The 19,513-nt window shown below is 65.3% G+C and carries 18 protein-coding genes; 4 read left to right on the forward strand and 14 right to left on the reverse strand.

Annotated elements, in window-relative coordinates:
* The first annotated feature begins 429 nt into the window (after positions 1–429).
* Positions 430–846 (forward strand): hypothetical protein, encoded by a 417-nt coding sequence (locus NRS07_RS07930; protein WP_259212350.1) that lies wholly within the window; start codon positions 430–432, stop codon positions 844–846.
* 97 nt (positions 847–943) lie between these two features.
* On the opposite strand, the gene NRS07_RS07935 is transcribed toward NRS07_RS07930, so the two are convergent.
* The 13 genes from NRS07_RS07935 to NRS07_RS07995 form a co-directional block, all read right to left on the reverse strand.
* Positions 944–1,189 (reverse strand): hypothetical protein, encoded by a 246-nt coding sequence (locus tag NRS07_RS07935; RefSeq protein WP_259212353.1) that lies wholly within the window; start codon positions 1,187–1,189, stop codon positions 944–946.
* Between the two features lie 103 nt (positions 1,190–1,292).
* Positions 1,293–3,401, reverse strand: a complete 2,109-nt coding sequence (locus tag NRS07_RS07940) for an ATP-binding protein (protein WP_259212354.1) — start codon at positions 3,399–3,401, stop codon at positions 1,293–1,295.
* On the reverse strand, positions 3,401–4,615 hold the full coding sequence (locus tag NRS07_RS07945; RefSeq protein WP_259212355.1) for an ABC transporter substrate-binding protein: 1,215 nt from the start codon (positions 4,613–4,615) through the stop codon (positions 3,401–3,403). Before NRS07_RS07945 ends, NRS07_RS07940 begins: the two co-directional genes overlap by 1 nt.
* A gap of 57 nt (positions 4,616–4,672) precedes the next feature.
* Positions 4,673–6,808 (reverse strand): acyl-CoA dehydrogenase, encoded by a 2,136-nt coding sequence (locus tag NRS07_RS07950; RefSeq protein ID WP_259212356.1) that lies wholly within the window; start codon positions 6,806–6,808, stop codon positions 4,673–4,675.
* A gap of 84 nt (positions 6,809–6,892) precedes the next feature.
* Positions 6,893–7,978, reverse strand: a complete 1,086-nt coding sequence (locus NRS07_RS07955) for an inorganic phosphate transporter (RefSeq protein ID WP_259212357.1) — start codon at positions 7,976–7,978, stop codon at positions 6,893–6,895.
* A gap of 5 nt (positions 7,979–7,983) precedes the next feature.
* Positions 7,984–9,021: a methyltransferase domain-containing protein gene (locus NRS07_RS07960; RefSeq protein WP_259212358.1), complete on the reverse strand. Its 1,038-nt coding sequence runs from the start codon at positions 9,019–9,021 to the stop codon at positions 7,984–7,986.
* A gap of 16 nt (positions 9,022–9,037) precedes the next feature.
* A complete protein-coding gene (locus NRS07_RS07965; protein ID WP_259212359.1) occupies positions 9,038–10,165 on the reverse strand; it encodes an FAD-dependent oxidoreductase in 1,128 nt (375 codons plus the stop codon).
* A complete protein-coding gene (locus NRS07_RS07970; protein ID WP_259212360.1) occupies positions 10,162–10,902 on the reverse strand; it encodes a DUF3047 domain-containing protein in 741 nt (246 codons plus the stop codon). The genes NRS07_RS07965 and NRS07_RS07970 overlap by 4 nt, the downstream gene beginning before the upstream one ends.
* Entirely contained in the window at positions 10,899–11,513 is a 615-nt protein-coding gene (locus NRS07_RS07975) for a TIGR04282 family arsenosugar biosynthesis glycosyltransferase (RefSeq protein ID WP_259212362.1), read from the reverse strand. The genes NRS07_RS07970 and NRS07_RS07975 overlap by 4 nt, the downstream gene beginning before the upstream one ends.
* On the reverse strand, positions 11,510–12,205 hold the full coding sequence (locus NRS07_RS07980; RefSeq protein ID WP_259212363.1) for a TIGR04283 family arsenosugar biosynthesis glycosyltransferase: 696 nt from the start codon (positions 12,203–12,205) through the stop codon (positions 11,510–11,512). The genes NRS07_RS07975 and NRS07_RS07980 overlap by 4 nt, the downstream gene beginning before the upstream one ends.
* On the reverse strand, positions 12,202–14,361 hold the full coding sequence (locus tag NRS07_RS07985) for an FAD-dependent oxidoreductase (RefSeq protein WP_259212364.1): 2,160 nt from the start codon (positions 14,359–14,361) through the stop codon (positions 12,202–12,204). The genes NRS07_RS07980 and NRS07_RS07985 overlap by 4 nt, the downstream gene beginning before the upstream one ends.
* On the reverse strand, positions 14,358–15,320 hold the full coding sequence (gene arsS, locus NRS07_RS07990; protein ID WP_259212365.1) for an arsenosugar biosynthesis radical SAM (seleno)protein ArsS: 963 nt from the start codon (positions 15,318–15,320) through the stop codon (positions 14,358–14,360). Before arsS ends, NRS07_RS07985 begins: the two co-directional genes overlap by 4 nt.
* Before the next feature lie 32 nt (positions 15,321–15,352).
* The gene (locus NRS07_RS07995; RefSeq protein WP_259212366.1) at positions 15,353–16,198 is read right to left on the reverse strand and encodes an MTAP family purine nucleoside phosphorylase; all 846 of its coding nucleotides are present in this window, start codon (positions 16,196–16,198) and stop codon (positions 15,353–15,355) included.
* A gap of 196 nt (positions 16,199–16,394) precedes the next feature.
* Between NRS07_RS07995 and NRS07_RS08000 the strand changes: the two genes are divergently transcribed.
* Positions 16,395–16,835, forward strand: coding sequence for a DUF302 domain-containing protein (locus NRS07_RS08000; RefSeq protein ID WP_259212367.1), 441 nt, complete (start codon positions 16,395–16,397; stop codon positions 16,833–16,835).
* A 44-nt stretch (positions 16,836–16,879) separates the two neighbouring features.
* On the opposite strand, the gene NRS07_RS08005 is transcribed toward NRS07_RS08000, so the two are convergent.
* Positions 16,880–17,182 carry a copper-binding protein gene (locus NRS07_RS08005; protein ID WP_259212368.1) on the reverse strand — a complete coding sequence of 101 codons (303 nt, stop codon included), beginning with the start codon at positions 17,180–17,182 and terminating at the stop codon, positions 16,880–16,882.
* A gap of 169 nt (positions 17,183–17,351) precedes the next feature.
* On the opposite strand from NRS07_RS08005, the gene NRS07_RS08010 reads away from it, so the two are divergent.
* Together NRS07_RS08010 and NRS07_RS08015 are read left to right on the forward strand one after the other, a co-directional pair.
* Positions 17,352–18,026, forward strand: coding sequence for a heavy metal response regulator transcription factor (locus NRS07_RS08010; RefSeq protein WP_259212369.1), 675 nt, complete (start codon positions 17,352–17,354; stop codon positions 18,024–18,026).
* Positions 18,023–19,432 carry a heavy metal sensor histidine kinase gene (locus NRS07_RS08015; protein WP_259212370.1) on the forward strand — a complete coding sequence of 470 codons (1,410 nt, stop codon included), beginning with the start codon at positions 18,023–18,025 and terminating at the stop codon, positions 19,430–19,432. Before NRS07_RS08010 ends, NRS07_RS08015 begins: the two co-directional genes overlap by 4 nt.
* Positions 19,433–19,513 lie beyond the last annotated feature (81 nt).

Below are 19,513 nucleotides of genomic sequence, written 5' to 3' on the forward strand. Positions count from 1 at the left end.
GATGATGTGTTGGGTGCGAAGTATCGCGCCTTGTATGGGCGGCATGAATGTTGTCTATTTTACATGAATGATCAGCAAACTCGGCGCGCACGCTGCGTTACATGTGAGATAAGTTGCCTTAGATAAACAATATCCAGCCGTCAGTGGATAAAGTCAAGTCCGCAAGCGCCGCCAGCGGGCGCACTGGCTAATACGATACGAAAAATCGGCAGGAGCGCCAGCTTATGCATCATGTCGTCCCGATCTGACTTACGGCAGTTAGCTATCGTTTCGTGATGTGGACGATCAAGCCCTTGTGTACCACCAGCGCCGCCCTAGACTGGATCTACCGCCCCCGGCCACAAGACCGGGGTTGCGCTACCGTCCGGCAGGCATCGCCGCTATTGGCGCCAATGCCGCCAGTGCCCAAATTTTTGCGAAGGAGCTAACATGCGTTCCCTATCTTTGGCGGCTTGCGCCAGCGTGCTGGTACTGGCAGTCGATGCCAGCGCCCAGGCACCGAAATATCCGATCGCTGGCGACAGCGCCATGTCGAGCGTCCAGGTGATTGCCCCGGCGCGCCGCGTCTTCCAGGAAGACCTCGACACGGTGCGTGGCCAATATGCCCTGTCCAATGGTTGGCGCCTGAAGGTGGATTCGGCCGCCAACGGAATCAGGGCGACCATTGACAACCAGCGCCCGATCTATCTGGTCGCACTATCGAAGGATAAATTCGTCTCGCCCGATGGCAACGTCGACATGGTATTCAACCGCGGCGACTATGGCGAGGACATGGTGATGAGCTACGTTCCCGATCCGCGCTTGGCACAGGTCATCGTGGTCCGGGCCACCCTGGCACAACGCTGAACTGGCAAGGGCCTGCGCTGGTCAAAGCAGCAACGCCAACCCGCAGGTTGGCGTTGCTTGACCCCACCTGGCAAGAGCGCCGCGCCAGCTATTGGCTCTATTGGCCGACGCAGATAATCTTGGTCGCGTACTCCTGCGCATTGCCTTTTTTCGTGGTCGCCCACTGGACCACTTCTTGCGCCTGGGCCACGGTCATGATGGTCGCCTTGTCCTTGTTCCGGATAAACGACACGCCTTCGAACTTGCCTTCCTTGCTGCGCATTACCTTGGCGAACACGGGCGCCGTCTTGTCGCCGGCGAGCTTGTTTTGCTGGACGAGGTAGCGCTGGTCCTTGGTTTCCATACGGGTGACTGATCGATAAAAGAGGAAAGCCGTATTCTACGGTGTGTCGACAATTGACGCGAGGGCACGGTGACGCTGGAGCGGGTCGCAGCGCGCGCCGGATTCAGGTCTCGGGTAGTCGTTGCGCAGCCGAGCTGACGCGTGCGATTGTCTGGATCAGTTCTTCCGCCAGAACCGGCTTGACCAGGTGGGCAACAAAGCCTGCTTGCTGCGACAGTTGGCGATCCTGCTCCTGGCCGTAGCCGCTCACGGCAATGAGGGCGACACCTGTCATCCCCGGGAGCTGCTTCAAGGCCCTGGCCAGTTCATGCCCGCCCATGTCCGGCAAACCGATATCGAGCAGCATGACTTCGAACGTTTGCCGCTCGGCCGCCGCGAGCGCGGCGTGCGCCGTGTGTTCGGTGCTCACCAGATGCCCGGCGGTTTCGAGCATCATGGCAAGGGTAGTTGCAGCGTCGACATTGTCGTCGACGACCAGAATGCGCCCTGGCTGCGTGATGGATCGACTAGCGCCGGGGCCTGGGGCCGGGATTGGCGCAGGGGTACGGTCCAGGAGCGGCAGGCGCACCACGAAGGTGCTGCCCTGGCCCGCGCCGGCGCTGTGCGCCGCGACACTGCCCTCGTGCAATTCGACCAGTTTCCTGACCAAGGCCAGGCCGAGCCCGAGTCCGCCCTGGCTGCGATCGGGGGTGCGCTGGCCCTGGGTGAACAGGTCGAATACAACTGGCAGCAGGTCGCTTCCGATGCCAATGCCGGTGTCCTGCACCCGCAGGTTCACGTAGTCGCCCTGCGGGTGCAGGCTGGCGTGGAGTTCTCCGCCGTCGGGCGTGTACTTGGCCGCGTTATTGAGCAGATTGGCCGCCACCTGGATCAGCCGGGTCCGGTCTCCGCGAACATGCAGTTCGCCTGCCGGAATGTCCAGCCTCAGCCGGTGCCCACGGGCCTCGATTACCGGCGTCATCTGTTCCACCGCCTCGCGCAGTACGGCCCCGAGTTCGACGTCGGTCTTGTCGATGGTGACCAGGCCACGTGTCACGCGTGACACATCGAGAAGGTCATCTACAAGGTGCGTCATGTGCGTCACCTGACGCGAAATCACATCGCTGGCCTGCCTGATCCGGGGCTCGTTCGCGTAGAGCGCACGCAACAGCTGCGCAGCGCTGCTGATGGGAGCAAGCGGATTGCGCAGTTCATGCGCCAGCATGGCCAGAAACTCATCCTTGCGCTGATGCTCGCTCTGTAAATGTTCCTGCTGCCGATGGAGGCGGTCAAGCATCTGGTTGATGGACCGTGCAAGGGTGATCGTTTCGCTACTGCCTGCGAGTTCAGCACGATGCTCACTGATGCCTTCTTCGCCGAGTTTCCCCGCGAACTGCTCGAGCGTTCGCAGGTCCCGGGTCAGGCCAAGGGAGAGGCGCGAACCAAACAGGAAAACAAGCAAGGCAAGCAGGGCTGCAATGCCGCCAATGAGGCTGTACTGCGACCAGGGTGTCTTAAGGATCTGGCCCACCGCAGAGGTGTCCGATCGCAGGACCAGGCCGAGGTGCGCGAGTTGGGCAGGCGCGACGATCGGCGTCTCGAGGATCGCTTCGTTCAGCGCGGTCGGCGCTTTTCCTTTCCACGCCAGTCTCGCGGACGCCACCGGCCGCAGGTCGCGCAGATTGATCTTGTAGACCAGAGCGCCCTCGGGCGTATTGGTGCGCGAGTAGCGCAACAGGCTGACACCGACCAGTTCGGCTCCAAGGGGCCGGTCAAAAATGGCCGCGCTTTCCTGGCCCTGGTCGATACGCGCGCGTAACCAGGACAACTGATCCGGATCGAAGCGATCAATCCCATTGGTGGCGATGGGCTTGCCTTCGAAGTCGGTAAACAACACCTGGACGGGAATGCCATCGATCTGCCGGACACCATTGAGAAAGGGCGTCAGGTAGGTGTCTCGTCCAGCACTGTCGACCAGACCAGTGGCCAGGATTGGGCTGGACGCGACCTCGTCAACGCGTGCCACCAGTGTCGCAAGGGTGTCGCCGACCGTACGCGAGTTGAAAGTCGCCTCCCGTTGCTCGAGCAGTGTGACGGCCGCGTCATGTTGGCGAGTGACCAGCCAGAATGAGGTGCCCGCCACCAGCACGACGGCCAGGCCGGAGAGAATGGCGGACGCGATGGCGAAGCGACGCGAGAGACTGCCTGCCTGCAGTGGCGACCAGAAATTCATCACTCGCCGGTCGGCACAAGCACACCGTCTGCGCGGTAACGGGCGATGAGCAATTCATTCACGCCCAGCGCTTCGTGGCGGGCCGGCGTGAACGCAGGCACGTAGTTCTTGACCAGTCCGCGATGCTCGCGCACCTTTTCCATCGCATCTCGAACCTTCTTGCGGTCCGTGCTTCCTGCCAGGTTGATTGCCTTGGCCAGAATGTGCATCAAGTCGTAGGCATGCGCCACGCCCACCGGGCCATGGATGTCTTCAATCCGGCGAATGGGAGACACGAGCGCCAGATTTGCCATGAACCGTGCAAGTTGTGCCCGGTTCGCCTTGAAAAACGAAAAGGTCTGGATCACGGAAAAGTCGACCTGGCGCAGGGCCGGTCCAGCTTGCGCGGTGAACTCGCCGCCGGTCACGCCCCAATGGCTCAGGATGGGAATGCGCTGCGCTTCGGGCAGGGCAGCTACCTCGCGCACCAGGACCGCTGCCTCGTCGTCATTTGCGACCAGCACAATGGCCTGTGCTCCCGCATTGCGTAACGCCTGGTACTGGGCCACCAGGGTCTGGTCGCGCCAGTTGTACCAGGCTGTCTGCACGATCTTGACGTCCTTGTTACGGTCGGTGAATTTTTCCGCCGCAGCCAGGTTGCTGCGTCCCCAAGAGGTATTCGTCAGCAGCAGGCCAACCCGGGGCAGGCCGCGCTTGCGCGCCGTGCCCAGCAGCTTCGGCATGGCCAGGCTGTCGCGCAGGGACAGACGATAGACATAGTTGGGCGTCATGCCGTTGTCGACAATGCCATCGGCAGAAGACCACACGGCAAGGAACAAGGTTTTTGTCGCCTTCAAGGTCGGCAACTCTTCGATCACTACCGGGCTGAACCTCCCACCGAATACGGCGACCAGGTCGGGCATGCGCGCGAACTCTTCGACATTGCGGATGCCGCGGGCGGGAATGGATCGATGATCCCGGGTAACCAGTTCGAGGGGCCGGCCCCCCAGTACGCCGCCGGCCCGATTGATTTCGCCAATCGCGGTGCGCAGCCCCAGTTCGATCGCCTGGGCCGAGGTGCTGCGATCCAGGCCAAATTCGGCATCGAGACCGATGCGAACCGGCGTCGGCTCGGCCCTCAGATCAGTGCCGGCAATGCCGAGTGCGGCAATAACGAAGCCGGCGGCGAAGCGGGCAAATATTCTGCCAGGACGGGGGAAGATCAAGTTCAGCATATCAATCCAAGCGGGAACAAACGCGCATTCTAGCCGCTAAACGCCGGCGCACGCCGCTTATGCAGTCTGCGCGAAGCTATCGACCTGGATGACCTTGTCGAGGGCGACGAGAAATGCCAGCGCCTGGGGCGCGCTCGATTCGGCAGCGATCTCTTCGAACGGGCGACGCTGGCGGATCGCCTTGGCCAGCCGCTCGCTTTCTTGCTCGCCGATTTCCTGTGCCAGGAGCAGCAGGTCTCGGAGGTCGCGCATGCCGCCGCGGGCAGGCGCCTCGACTTCCGGACACAGCAGGGCAATGACCGGCGCCTGGCGCAACAGCGCGGCAATTTCCAGCTTGTCGTGGTCGCGAAGCGCATGCAGCGGGCGCAGTCCACCCAGCGCCACCTTGGCCGCTACCCGCAGCAGCGGGTTGTGCAGGTTGTCGAACAGGGCGTGCAGCGCCGAACTGGCAAGCCAGATCTGGCGCCGCGCCGCGGCGCGCGCAATCACGGCCATCTCTTCATTCTCGTGCTGGGCATAGCGCCACAGGCAGGCGCTGGCCATGTACAGATGCGACAAGACGTCTCCCAGGCGCGAAGAGATCAGTTCCATCCGTTTGAGTTTGCCGCCGAGCACACCCATGCACATGTCGCTGGCAAACGCGAATTTCGCGGCCAGGCTGGCAATGGTGCGCGCCTCGCGCTCGAGCGCGCGCGGCGGCTTGCCCACCAGCGGCGCCTTGACGATGCTGCGCCAGGCGTTGCGCGCCAGGTGGGCGCCGTGTCCGAGCAGGGCGCGGCCCAGCGCCGCACCGTCCTGGCGCTCCACCGCCTCGATTTCCGACAGCACGAACGGATGGCAGCGAATCGCCCCCTGGCCGAAAATGATCAGGGCGCGCGTGAGGATGTTGGCGCCTTCGACCGTGATCGCGATCGGCGTATTGCGGTAGGCCCCGGACAACAGGTTCGACGGCCCGGCGCAGATGGCCTTGCCGCCAAGGATATCCATGCCATGGTTGATCGCGCGGCGTCCCGCTTCGGTGACGTGGTATTTCAGGATGGCGCTGGCGACGCTGGGCTGCTCGCCCTGGTCAAGGATGCTCGCCGTCAGGCGCCGCGCCGAGTCGCTCGCATACAGGTCGACCGCCATCTCGGCCAGCAGGGCGGCAATATTGTGGAAGCGCTGGATCGGCAAGCCGAACTGGTTGCGCAGGCCGGCGTAGCCGTTCGCTACGTACAACGAGCTTTGCTGGAGCGCCGAACCGAGCGCCGGCAGCGAGATCGCACGCCCCGCGGCCAGGCACTGCATCAGCATGCTCCACCCTTTGCCGATATTGTCGGCCCCGCCGATGACCCAGTCGAGCGGAATGAACATGTCGCTCGCCTCTACCGGGCCGTTCATGAAGGCGCTGTCCATCGGGCGGTGGCGCGCGCCGATCACCAGGCCCGGATGCGGAACCGGAATTAGTGCACAGGTAATGCCCAGGTCTTGCCGGTCTGCGGGCAGGGCCGGATCGATGGCATTGAACGAGATGCCGACCACGGTGGCGACCGGCGCCAGCGTGATATAGCGTTTCTTGAACGTCAGCGCAAAGCCCCGCGTCATGACGCCATTCCATTCGCGTTCGACCAGCACGCCGACGTCGGTCATCGAGGCGGCGTCCGAGCCGGCGTAGGGCGAGGTCAGGGCGAAGCAGGGCAGTTCCTGGCCGCTGGCCAGGCGCGGCAGATAATGGTCTTTCTGCGCCTGCGTGCCATAGCGCAGCAGCAGTTCGGCCGGCCCCAGCGAGTTCGGCACCATCACCGTCACGGCGGCGGGAATGTTGACGCTGGCAATGCGCGTGACCACTTGCGCGTGGACCGTGTGACTGAACTCCAGGCCACCGTAGGCGCGCGGAATGATCATGCCGAAGAAACCATGCTGGCGCAGGTAATCCCAGACTTCTGCCGGCAGGTCGCCGGCCTGGTCGATCTCGAAATCGTCGAGCATGCGGCACAGGGCCGGCACCTGCTCGTCCAGAAACGCCTGCTCGTGCGCCTGCGGGCGCGCTGGCGCAATTGCCGCCAACGCCGAAAAATCGATCTTGCCTTCGAAAATACGGCCCTCGAATCCCACCGTCCCGGACTCGAGCGCGGCACGCTCGGTGGCGCCAATCGTCGGCAAGGCTTTCTTGAACACCGGTAACATCGTCCGTCCGAGCAGGGCTGCCAGCATAGTCATCTCCTTGTTAATCTATAAACATGATGATGAGGCCCATCTGGATCTATGGCAATGTTTTTCGATAGGCCCGCGAGCCCCCTAGCGCAAGCTCAGCGCAGCGATAAACGCAACGATCGCAGCCAGCGGCAGCGTCACCACCCATGACAACAGCACGTTTTTCAGGGTCGCGCGGTCGATCGTCGCGGCGCCCGTGCCAACGCCGGCAATGGCACCGACGGCCACATGGGTGGTCGATACCGGCAGCGCGACACTGCTGGCGAGCAGTACCATGCCAGCGGTGATCAGGTTGGCCGTGGTGCCCTGCGCATTGTCCAGGCGCGCCAGGCGCTTGCTCATGGTTTGTGCGACCCGGCGCGCGTACAGCAGGCCGCCGGCGGCCATCGCCACGGCAATGATGAGCATCGAGTCGCGCGCGCCAGTGACGCTGGCCGCCAGCAGCAGCGCGGCCAGCTTGGGCGTGTCGTTGACGCTGCGTGCAAAGCAGATCAGGGTCGCCGACGAGACATGCACCAGGTGGGCACCGGCGCGCAGCCCGATGCGCGCCGGTGCCGGCAGCGCGTCGCAGCTGCCTTGTTCGCCCATCACCAGTCTGGCCGGTGCCGGCAAGGCGCCCTGCATGGCGATGGCGCCGCCGGGTGCCGGCTGGGGCGCGCCCGGCACCAGGCACAGGCAGTCCTTGTCGGCCAGGCGGCGGCCAATGCCGCGGTAGGCCAGCAGCCCGAGTGCGGCGGCCAGCAGCGGACTGAGTAACAGTGGCAAGAAGAAGCTCGAGCCCAGGCGTGCCAGCGCAACCGCGCCTGCCGGCGCGGCCAGTCCGGCCCCGATCAGGCCGCCGATCAGCGCATGGGTTGTCGAGACCGGAAATCCGGCCCGGGTCGCCACCAGGATGGTCAGCGCCGCGCCTGCCGCGACACTCTGGATGAACCAGGGCGCCGCCGCGATCGCGTCCGGCACCAGCCCGCGTCCCGAGAATTGTTTCACCAGGCCGTCGGCGAGGTAAAGCGAGGCGATGCTGCCCGCGACGGTGGCCACCGTCGCCAGGGTCAGCGCCTGGCGATAAGTGAGCGTGTCGGCGCCCCAGACGGTGGCAAACCCCTTGAAGTTGTCGTTGGCGCCGTTGCCGAAGGCAAGCAAAACGACCACCAGAACGAAGGCGTACTCCATGGCGCTTAGCAGCAGGGCGCGGCGGAGGCCGCGTCCGGGCCGTCAAAGGGGAGTTCGCCGCCGCAGCCCGGGAACAGGCCGTAGTGCCGGCTGAAGTCGCCAATGAAATCGAAATGCCCGTGCAGGCGGGTGTCGTGCAGCATGCGCCAGGTGTTGCCGCATACCGGGAACACGCGCCCGGTCTCGATCCGGTGATGCTTGTCGAGTGTAAAGTGCTGCGCCTGGCCGGGAATGCTGCCACGGTAGACGACGGCCTGGCCATAGTCTTCGCAGGCAGGTTCCAGGCCGGCCAGCTTGAACAGGCGGTAGGTGGCCGAATAAAAGCCGACGCCGCCGGTCCGTTCGGCCAGCGCCGGATTGGTGACAACCAGGGGCCGGTCTTCGAGCAGGCGCGGATCGTCGAAGCCATGCTGCTTGGCCAGGGTGAGAAAATCGTTCCAGTACAGGGCGCCGCCCAGGCATTCGCCATACAGGAGCGGGTCGTCGCGTACCGCTGCCGGCACCCGGCGGTCGGCGTAGACGTCGGAAAAATAGAACTCGCCGCCGGGTTTGAGCAGGTGCTGCACGCCGCGCAGCACGGCCGCCTTGTCGGGCGAGAGGTTGACCACGCAGTTGGAAACAATCACGTCGAAGCTCGCCGCTTCCAGGCCGAGTTCGTCGAGGCGCTCGATATAGCCGTGCAGGAAGCGCACGTTGTCGTAGCCAACGCTGTCGCGGTGGTAACCGGTGTGGCGCTGGGCCACTGCCAGCTGCTCCTCGGTCATGTCGACCCCGACCACTTCGCCGCTGGCGCCGGCCAGCTGCGACAGCGCGTACACGTCGCGCCCCGAACCGCAGCCGAGGTCGAGGATGCGGCAGCCTTCGAGTAGCGGCGGGCATACCAGGCCGCAGCCGTAGTAGCGCTCCATGACTTCCGGGTGGATCCGCGCCAGCAGCGGTTTCAACCAGCCGGGCACGGCGCTGATATCGCAGCAGGCGCTGGTCTGGAGATCGGCAGTGGACTGCAGGGTGTGGCCGTAGTATTGCTGGACGATGTCGTGCATGTTGTCTCCTGTGTGATCATGCGGGCCGTGGCCCGCCGTTGTAACGGGCGAGGAAGCGGCGGTCGATCCGCTCCTTCCAGCGCCATACCCATTTTCCCTGCCATGCGAACGGCCCCCAGGCGGCGATCGCGTGGCGAGCGCCGGTGCCGAGCAAGAACAGGTTGCGCCGCTGCGGCCGGTAAGGCGCGAGCGGCAGCTCATGCAATGCTGCGTGCAGGTTGTGCGCCAGAACCGGCCCCATGCGTACGGCGAAGACGCCGGCTTTCGGCACCGGCGCCGGCAGCCCGGCGCAGTCGCCGGCGGCAAATATGTCCGGATGCGATACCGAGCGCAAGGTCGCATCGACACGGATGAAACCGGCTTCGTCGAGTGCTAGTCCGGCCGCGCCCGGCCAGGCGTGGGGCGCAGCGCCGGTGGCCCACAGCACGACGTCGGCGTCCAGCCGGCGGCCGTCGCATCCGCGCACCCCCATGGCGTCGACTTCAGCCGCTTCGAAGCCGCGCACGACCTCGATATCATGGGCGCGCAGGTGGCGCTGCACCAGCCTGGCCGCGCGTGCGGCCAGCGCCGGCAACAGGCCCGCGCCGCTGGTGGCCAGCACGCAGTCGAGACCGACCGCTGGCGCCCAGGCGGCCAGTTGGTGGCGCACGGCCAGCAAGGCTTCGATCCCCGCCGCGCCGGCGCCGACCATCACCACCCGCAACCGGGCGCCGGCCGGCAGCGCCTGCACCTGGTGGCGCAGCCTTTCCCAGTGCGCCTCGAGCCGCTCCAGCGGCCGCATCGCCACCAGCGGGGTGCCGGCGCCGGCCAGCGGCAGGGCGGTCGAGCCGATATCGAGCGACAGGAGGTCGTAGGGCAGGCGCGCGCCGTCGGCCAGTTGCACCGTCCGGGCGTCGGCGTCGATGGCGCTGGCCAGGCCGCGCACGAAGCGCGCGCCGGCGGCGCGGCACAGCTGTTCGGCGTCGATGCAGCACTCGTCCCAGTCGTAGTGCCCGGCCATCCATCCCGGCACCATGCCGGAATACGGGGCCAGGGACGCGGGCGACACCAGGGTGACCTCGAGATCGCTACTTGCGCGCGTGCACAGGTCGCGCAGCACTTGCGCATGCGCATGGCCAGCGCCGATGAGTAGCAGGCGCTTCATGGCGACGACGGGCCGGAGGCCGGCAAGAATTCGATATCGCCGAACCAGGCCAATGCCCGGCCCTTGGTGTTGTCGGTGTCGGTGGCCAGCGCCAGGCCGACCACATCGGGTGCTTCTTCGCCAAAGGCGGCGCGGAAATCGGCGCGCAGGTCGCGTGTCTCGGTGTGCCACTGTCCTTGTCCGGCGCTGCCGCTGCGTACCACCAGCATGCGTGCGCGGTCGGTATAGGCGTTGGCACGAATGGTGCCGACCGGCTGGCGGTTGTCCCAGACATAATTCAGGGCCGCTGTCGGGATCGACTGCCGATAGACCGATTCGGCCACCGCCATGCCGAGCCGGGTCGACAGCGACAGGCGCGCGCGCGGGTAGTCGAACAGCACATACACGCGCGCCGCGTAATCGTCGCCCGCCTTGCTGGTCATGTCGGCGCCGGCAACTGGCGCGGCAATTTTCCAGCGCCAGCGCAGCAAGGGGAAGCGGCGCGTGTCGACCCGCACTGTATAGGTCAGCGCCGACATGGCGTTGTCGGCCTCGGCCCGCAGTACCGGCGCGCCGCCATCGGCGACCAGGCTGTAGCGGGTGTCGGCCGCTTTCGGCGCGGGCCGCATCGGCCGCCAGTGCTCGATCGGGCCGCCCACGGTCATCTGCGAGAAGGGCGGCACGGCCGGCTGGGCGGCGGCGCCGGCCCCCACGCAGCACCCCAGCACCAGTGCCAGTGCCCTCGGCACGCGCATCATGGCAGCCACCCGGACGGTAGGTGCACCAGGTCGGCCGGTTCGTCGACATCGTGCAGCGTCGCCAGTTCGAGCAGGCGCAGGCCCAGGGTGTCGGCGCGGGCGCGGGTCTGCGCCATGACCGCGTCGGTGCTCCAGGCCACGTCGGCGAACAGTCCGGGCGCCGGCACCGACAAGCCGATGAGCACATAGCCGCCGTCGCTGGCCGGCGCGGCCACCACATCGTGGGTGCGCAGGCTGGCGCCGGCCTGGCGCAGCACGCCGGCGTCCAGGCCGGGCGCATCGGTGCCGATAAGGATCACCGAGCGGTGCCGTTCCAGGCCGCGTGCGCTCGCGCGCGCCATGCGCTGGCCAAGATCGCCTTCGCCCTGGTCGCTCAGGTGAACAGCATGGCGCTGGTGCGCCAGCGCAAACTGCGGATGCCCGGTATCCGGTGCGCAGCACAGCTCGATCGGGCCGAGCGCGGCGGCCCGCGCTGCCTCGAGCGTGTGCTCGAGCATGCGCGCGGCCAGGCGCGCCGCGCCGTCGGGACCGAGTCTTGCGGCCAGGCGCGTCTTGGCGTAGCCAGCCACAGGCGCCTTGGCGAAAATAATCAGGAGGCAGTCGGATGTCATCGGCGGTATCGTTGTGCAAGCAGTTCGGGGCTGGCGCCGAGCCAGTATTGCAGGCGCAGGCGCCACATCAGCAAGATGGTGCGCCACAGCCCATTGGTTTCCCATCGCCGTCCCGAGGTCGTCACGCGCGCGGCCAGGCACAGGGGGGAGGACAGCCGTTTCAGGCGTCGCGACAATTCGATGTCTTCCATCAGGGGTTGCGCCGGGAAACCGCCGGCGTCCTGGTAGGCGGCCCGGGTGGCGAACATGGCCTGGTCGCCGGTGGCGATGCCGCTCAGGCGCGAGCGCAGGTTAATGAAGGCGCCGACCACGCGCAGCATCGGCGCGCGCCCGCTGATGCGCACGTCGAAGCGCCCCCACACATGCGCGCCAGGCGCCAGGCCGTCGAGAATCAGGCGGTCGGCATTTTCTGGCAACAAGGTGTCGGCATGCAGGAACAGCAGCACGGCGCCGCGCGCGGCGCGCGCCCCGGCCTGCATCTGCAGCGCGCGCCCGCGCGCGCTGGCCAGCACCTGGTCGGCCAGCGGCGCGGCCAGCACGGCGGTGGCGTCGCTGCTGCCGCCGTCGGCGACGATCACCTCCACGCCGCGTTGGCGCAGCGGCGCCAGCGCTAGCAGGCAAGCTTCGATGCCAGCCGCTTCGTTCAGGGCCGGCACGATGATCGACAGGCGGGGTGCGTGCCTGGCACTCATGCGTCGCCGCCGAGTCCGTGACCACGGCGCCAGCTGTGGAAGCGCCGCGCCAGGGCCAGCAGGCGTTCGGGCGCATGGGCGCGCTTCCAGGCGCCCGCGGCGTATTTGTTGGCTTCCGACATGGTCGGGTAGACATGGATGGTGCCGAGGATCTTGTTCAGGCCGATGTTGTGCTTCATCGCCAGCACATATTCGGCCAGCATCTCGCCGGCGTGATCGGCCACGATGGCCACTCCCAGAATCTTGTCGCTACCCTTCTTGGTCAATACCTTGACGAAGCCGCGCTCGGCGCCGTCGGTGATTGCCCGATCGAGTTCGCCGATATCGTAGCGCGTCACCTCGACCTCGACCTCCTGCTCGCGCGCTTCGTCCTCGGACAAGCCGACCCGCGCCGCCTCGGGGGCAGTGAAGGTACACCACGGAATGACACGGTAATCGGCCTTGAATCGCTTGACCACGCCAAACAGGCTGTTAACGGCCGCATACCAGGCCTGGTGCGCGGCAGTGTGAGTGAACTGGTAAGGACCGGCCACATCGCCGCAGGCATAGATGTTCGGAAAGCGCGTCTGCAGGAACTCGTCGGTATCGACGGTTTTCTTCGCTGTCAGGGCGATACCGAGCGCTTCCAGCCCGAAGCCCTCGGTGCGGGCCACCCGGCCAACCGCGCACAGCAGGGCGTCGAAGGGCAGTTCGCTCTCGCCCTGGGCGTGGCGCACCAGCAGGCGCTTGCCGTTTTCATCCTGGATGCAGCGAACTGCTTCGTGACCGGGCAGGATGCGCACGCCATCGCCCTGCATGGCCGTGGCCACCGCCTGCGCCACATCCACGTCCTCGCGGGGCAGGATGCGCTCGCCGCGTTCGACCTGCATGACCGTCGAACCGAGGCGGGCAAAGGCCTGGGCCAGTTCGGAGCCGATCGGCCCGCCGCCGAGCACGATCAGCCGCTCGGGCAGGGCAGTGAGCTCCCACAGCGAGTCCGAAGTATAGAAACCGGTCTCTTTCAGGCCGGGAATCGGCGGCACCATGGCCTGGGCGCCGCTGGCGATCACGATCGAGCGGGTGCGCAGGCGGCGGCCATCGACCTCGACTTCCCATGGCGAGACGATGGTGGCCTTGCCCTGCACCACGTCGACCCCAAGCCCGGTATAGCGTGCGACCGAATCGTTGGGCGCGATGCGCGCGACAACGCGCTGCACGCGCGCCATGACGGCGCCGAAGTCGACCTGTGGGTCGAGCGCGCCAACGCCGAAGCTGTCGGCACGCCTGGCCTGGCTGACGAAGGCGGCGCTGCGGATCAGCGCCTTGGAAGGCACGCAGCCGGTATTGAGGCAGTCGCCACCCATCTTGCCCGCTTCGACCAGCGCTACCTTGGCTTTCACCGCAGCGCCAATGTAGGACGTAACCAGTCCGGCTGCGCCGGCGCCGATGACGACCAGGTTGTAGTCGAAGGCAGCGGGTTTCTTCCAGCCGCGGTAAAGCTTGCGCGTTCTGACCATGCCAAGCCCGAACTTGGCCACGATCGGCAGCAGCCCGAGCACGGCAAAAGAGGCGAGCACGGCGGGCGAAAGGATGCCGGCCAGGCTGTCGATACCGGCCAGCTGGGTGCCGGCGTTGACGTAGGCGATGGTGCCCGGCAGCATGCCGAGCTGGCTGACCCAGTAATAGGTCCAGGCCCGGATCGAGGTCAAGGCCACCACCAGGTTGGTCAGGAAAAACGGAAACAGTGGCACCAGGCGCAAGGTCAGCAGGTAAAAAGCGCCATCCCTGGCGACATTCTTGTCGATGGCGTCGGCCTGGCTGCGGAAATGTTGGCGCGTCCAGTCGCGCAGAAAGTAGCGCGACACAAAAAAGGCGAGCGTGGCGCCGATGGCAGAGGCGAAAGAGACGATCAGGGTGCCGGCGCCCAGGCCAAATAGTGCGCCGCCGGCCAGGGTCATGAGCGCCGCGCCTGGCAGCGAGAGCGCGGTCACGAGCACGTATAGCCCGAAAAAGACGCCGATGGCGCGCACCGGGTTGGCGTCGTAATAGGCCTGGAATGCCTGCTGGCGCGCTTTCAGGAACTCGAGCGTGAAATACTGGCCGAGATCGAAGGCGAAATAGGCGCCGATCGCGGCCACCAGCAAGGCAATGAAAATGAGTTGTTTGCGCCCGATCATGCCAGTGCACCGCCGCAGCTGCTGCCCTGGCCGGCCGTGCAGCCATAGCAATGGTCGGCGATGGCAATCGGCAAGCCCTCGACTTCCTCGCGCAGCAGATCGCGCAAGTGCGGGCGGCCCCCGGCGCCGATGGGCGCGCGCATGCCCAGCATCTGGTTGAAGTCGCAGTCGTACAAGAAGCCTTGCCAGTCGACGCTGACCAGGCTGCGGCACATGACGCTGTCCAGATTCTGTTCCAGGTAATTGGCCTTGAGCAAGTCCATATAGCCAGTAAACTGGCCTTTCGACACCAGGGTGGAGCCGAAGCGCTGGATCGGCATATTCACGATCACGAACAGTTCATTGAAGACGATGCCGAAATGCTCGGCAAGTTCTTGCTTGTAGGCCGCTTCGAGCTGCTGCTGGCCGGGCGGCAGCACTGCGCCCTGCGGATTGAAGACCAGGTTCAGCACCAAACCAGTGCCGGGCTTGCCATAGCCGAGCGCGTTAAGCGCCTGCAAGGCGCCAATGCTGCGCTCGAAAACGCCGTCGCCGCGCTGCTTGTCGACGTTTTCCTGTGAATAGCAGGGCAGCGAGGCGCATACCTCGACCCGGTTGGCCGCCAGGAAACCGGCCAGGTGCTCGTAGCCGGGTTCGGACAGGATGGTCAGGTTGCAGCGGTCGATCACCCGTACGCCGAGCGCGCGGGCCTGCTCCACCAGGTAGCCGAACAGCGGATTCATTTCCGGTGCGCCGCCGGTCAGGTCCAGGGTATGGAGTTTTTTCGCCGCCAGCACCGCCAGCACCGCGTCGATATTGTCGCGGTCCATCAGCTCCTTGCGGTTGGGCCCGGCGTTGACATGGCAATGCAGGCAGGACTGGTTGCACAAATAGCCCAGGTTCACCTGCAAGGTGTCGAGTGCGCGGCGCCGCAATGCCGGAAAATCAGTCTTGCGTAACAGTGGGTAGGTGGCGTGCATGATGGGTCCGATCGATGGAAACAGGGGAAGGATCAGCGGCGCAGCACCGACATCCAGGTGCGCTGCTCGTCAGAGAGCGCGCTATCGGGCGTGAGCATGGCATAGGCCAGTGCGCCCCGGATATCGGCCTCCTCGGCGGGACGCTGGTCGGCCAGCATGGCCTGCAGCAGGCGCTGGACGCGCGCCAGGCTGCTGCGATACAGGCCAAAGATCTCGGTGGCCTGCACATGCTTTGCCGGGTCGTCCATCCAGCAGTCGTAATCGGTGGCGATGCCAATCGTGGCGTAGCAGATCTGCGCCTCGCGCGCCAGGAACACTTCGGGCACATTCGTCATGCCGACCAGGTGGCAGCCGGCCTGGCGCAGGAAATGGCTCTCGGCCCGGGTGCCGAGCCGGGGGCCTTCGACGCAGGCATAGGTCACGCCGGTATGGAGCGCCATGTCGAGGGCGGCGGCGTGGCGCGCGATCCATTGCACCAGGTTGTCGCTGACCGGGTTGGCGGTCGACACGTGCACCGCGATGCCGTCGCCAAAGAAGGTCGGCGCGCGGCGTCCGCGGGTCCAGTCGAAATACTGGCTGGGAATGGCCAATTGGCCTGGTTCGATCGGTTCGGACAGGCTGCCGACGGCGGACACGCCGACGATCTGGGTGGCGCCGAGCGCCTTGAGGGCAAAGATGTTTGCGCGGTAATTGACTTCGTGCGGCAAGAACTGGTGCTGGGCGCCATGGCGCGACAAGAACAGCACGTCCTGGTTAGCCAGGCGCCCGTGCACGATGTCGGACGACGGTAGTCCGAACGGGGTCGCGGGCCGGCTGACGTGTGTCACTTCGAGCGCGTCGAGCGCTGCCAGTCCGGTGCCACCTATGATTGCAAGCATCTTTTGTTTCCTCAATAAACAGGTCGGTTGCTGCGCATGGCAGCGTCACCAGGCTTAGTCGTCTCCCATCCGCTTTTCTTACAACATTTTGCGAAAAAAGCAAAAATCGGGCGACTGCCGCCGGTGGCGCCGCCGCCATCAACATGGATGTATGCTTAATTTACACGCAATGTTGCGTTTAATCCTGGAGTCGTTGATGAAGAAAATATTGTTTGCACTTCTGCTGCTGACGTCGAACGCGACGGTCCTGGGCGCCGATAACGGTGTCATCTCAACTGCCAGCCGCTTCAGTACCGGCGACACCGTGGCGCGTCTCGAGGCGGCGCTCAAGGCAAAAGGGATGACGGTGTTCGCCAAGATCGATCATGCACAGCAGGCGCGCAAGGCCGGCTTGACGATGCGGCCAGCCCAGCTGCTGGTGTTTGGCAATCCGGTGTCGGGCACGCCAATCATGCAGGCCGCACCGCAGGCGGGCATCGACCTGCCACTCAAGGCGCTGGTGTGGGAAGATGCGGCTGGGAAAGTCTGGGTGAGCTACAACGATCCTGCCTGGCTGCAAGAGCGCTTCGGACTGAGCGATGAGCTCGTGAAACCGCTGGCCGGGGTGCGCACCCTGATGGAATCCGCCAGTCGTTGACAGCGGCCGGCCAGTCGCTTTTGCCAGTTGCTTATGCCAGTTACTTATTTCACCGCCGTGACGACATAGTTCGACCCGTCCTGGACCAGCGCCACGTCGACTTGCTTGCCCACGACGAGCTTGTCGAACAGGGATTTGTCCTTGACCAGGAAGGCCATCGTCATCGACGGCCATTGCAAGCTCTTGATTGGTCCGTGGGCAAGTGTGACCTTGCCGCTGTCGCGGTCGGCAGATTTCACCACGGCAGCGGTCTTGTGCAACACTTCGGTCTTGGCGCCTTGCGCGAGCGTGACGGTAGCTGGCGCTGCAAGGGCGGCGATGAGCATGAAGCGATAAAGAGGTTTCATGTGTGGCTTCCTTTATTGAAAGTATGCAAGTATTTGGCCGGCACCGGCCAGTCGATGGGGTCATTCTAGCGCTGCCCGTCTGACGCGGCGGTGACGGCTGAATGACAATCTGGTCATCTACAGCCGCCCGCGCCGGCGCTGGCAGGGCCGAACGATTTCCAGGGAACGAATGAAAATACTGATAGTCGAAGACGAGCCGCGTGCGGCCGAGTACCTGGCGCAGGGGCTGGTCGAGCATGGTTACAGCGTCGAGACCGCCTTGAACGGCATCGATGGGCTGCATCTTGCCGTCGAGGGCGACCATCAACTCGTGCTGCTCGATGTCATGCTGCCGGGCGTGGACGGCTTTGCGCTGCTGTCGGCCTTGCGCACGGTAAAACAGACCCCGGTGCTGATGCTCTCGGCCCGCGGCGAGACGCATGAGAAAGTCAAGGGTTTCGACCTTGGCGCCGACGATTACCTGGTCAAGCCGTTCCAGTTTCCGGAATTGCTGGCGCGCGTGCGCGCGCTGCTCAAGCGCGGACAGCCGATGTCGGCCGATCCGGTGCTGCGCGCGGCCGACCTTGAAGTCGATCCCATCCGGCACCGGGCCGTGCGTGCGGGCAATCCAGTTGACCTGTCGGCGAAGGAACTGGCACTGCTGGTATTCCTGATGCATCGTGGCGGCGAAGTGCTGTCGCGCACGCAAATTGCGTCCCAAGTGTGGGACATCAACTTTGATTCCGATACCAACATCATCGACGTCGCCATCAAGCGCCTGCGCGCCAAGATCGACGATCCCTATCCGGTCAAGCTGATTCATACCGTGCGCGGGGTGGGGTATGTGTTCGGGCTGCGCGCATGATCCTGCGCAGTCTCAGGTCGCAGCTGGCCTTGCTTGTCGGACTGCTCGGGCTGGTGCAGGCGGTGGCGATCCTGGCGTTTTCCTACTTTACTATCGCCAGCAAACTGGAACAGCAACGACGCCAGCAGCTCACCTCGACGCTGGCCGAGGCGCGCCAGGTGCTGGGCAATGCCGACAGCCTCGCGACGATCGGGCAGTCGGCCCACCGCCTCGCCGATCTGGTGGGCAGGCATGAAGGCATGCACGCCGCCGTGGCGCGGCCGGCAGACTACGCCGCGCTGGTCGCGTTCAGTCCGGTAAGCGTGCAATCGCTGGCGCGGCTGCGCAGCGATACCTGGGGCCCGGATGCCTTTCTTGACTGGAATAGCATGCCGGGCGGGGCGCCGATGTTATCCGTGGTCACCCTCAGTTCGGTGCGCAACGGCGACGATTACGTGCTCATGCTCACGGCCGATCGCAGCAGCGACGCCGAAGTATTGTCGAATTTCCTGCGCGTCGCCTTAAGCGCGGCGCCGTTCGCGCTGGCGCTGGTGTCGTTCGGCGCCTGGCTGATCGTCAACGTCGGGCTGCGCCCGCTGAACCGCCTGCGCGAGGCAGCCGTCGTGCTTTCGGCAAAAAACATTCCAAAGCGGATTGATCCTGCCGGCATGCCGCTCGAGCTGATGCCGCTATGCCAGGCATTCAACGGCATGCTCGATCGCCTGGAAGATGGCATCGAGCGCCTGTCGCAGTTTTCGGGCGACCTGGCGCACGAAATGCGTACCCCGCTGGCAACCTTGCTGGGGCGAACCCAATCGGTGCTATCCCAACCGCGCAGCCATGAACAACTGATCCAGCTGTTGGCAGACAATGTCGAGGAGCTCGAGCGCCTGACCCGGATCGTCGCCGACATGCTGTTCCTGGCGCAAGCGGACGCCCCCAGCGCGCAGCTGCACGCCGTCGCTGTCGACCTGACGCAGGAAGCGAAGAAAATCGCCGACTACATCGGGCTGCTGGCGCAAGAGCGCAACATGGTATTCCGAATCCAGGGCGAGGGCACGGTATGGGCCGATCTTGGCCTGGTGGACCGCGCCATCACGAACCTGCTGTCGAACGCGGTGCGCTACGGCGCGCCCGACAGCGTCGTCGATATCGTCGTCGGCAGCGTAGCCGATTGCGTCGAACTGCGGGTGATCAACTGCGGCCAGCCGATCCCGGCCGAGCACCTGCCACGCTTGTTCGACCGCTTCTACCGGGCCGATTCGGCACGTTCGCGAGAAGCGGGCGGGACCGGCCTGGGCCTGTCGATTGTCGCGGCCATCATGTCCCTGCACGGTGGACGGGCAGCCGTCGCCAGCGGCGTGGACGGGCGTACCATATTGACGCTGAGCTTTCCCCTGGCGCACGCGCGCCCTCGGCCTGGATGACAATTTCGTCATCCGGGCGTCAGAATCGTGAAAGCCGGCCTGTTGTACGATTGCCAGCTTCCCCCACCGGCATACCTGCCT

Source organism: Massilia sp. H6 (genome assembly GCF_024802625.1).
Lineage (GTDB): Bacteria > Pseudomonadota > Gammaproteobacteria > Burkholderiales > Burkholderiaceae_D > Telluria.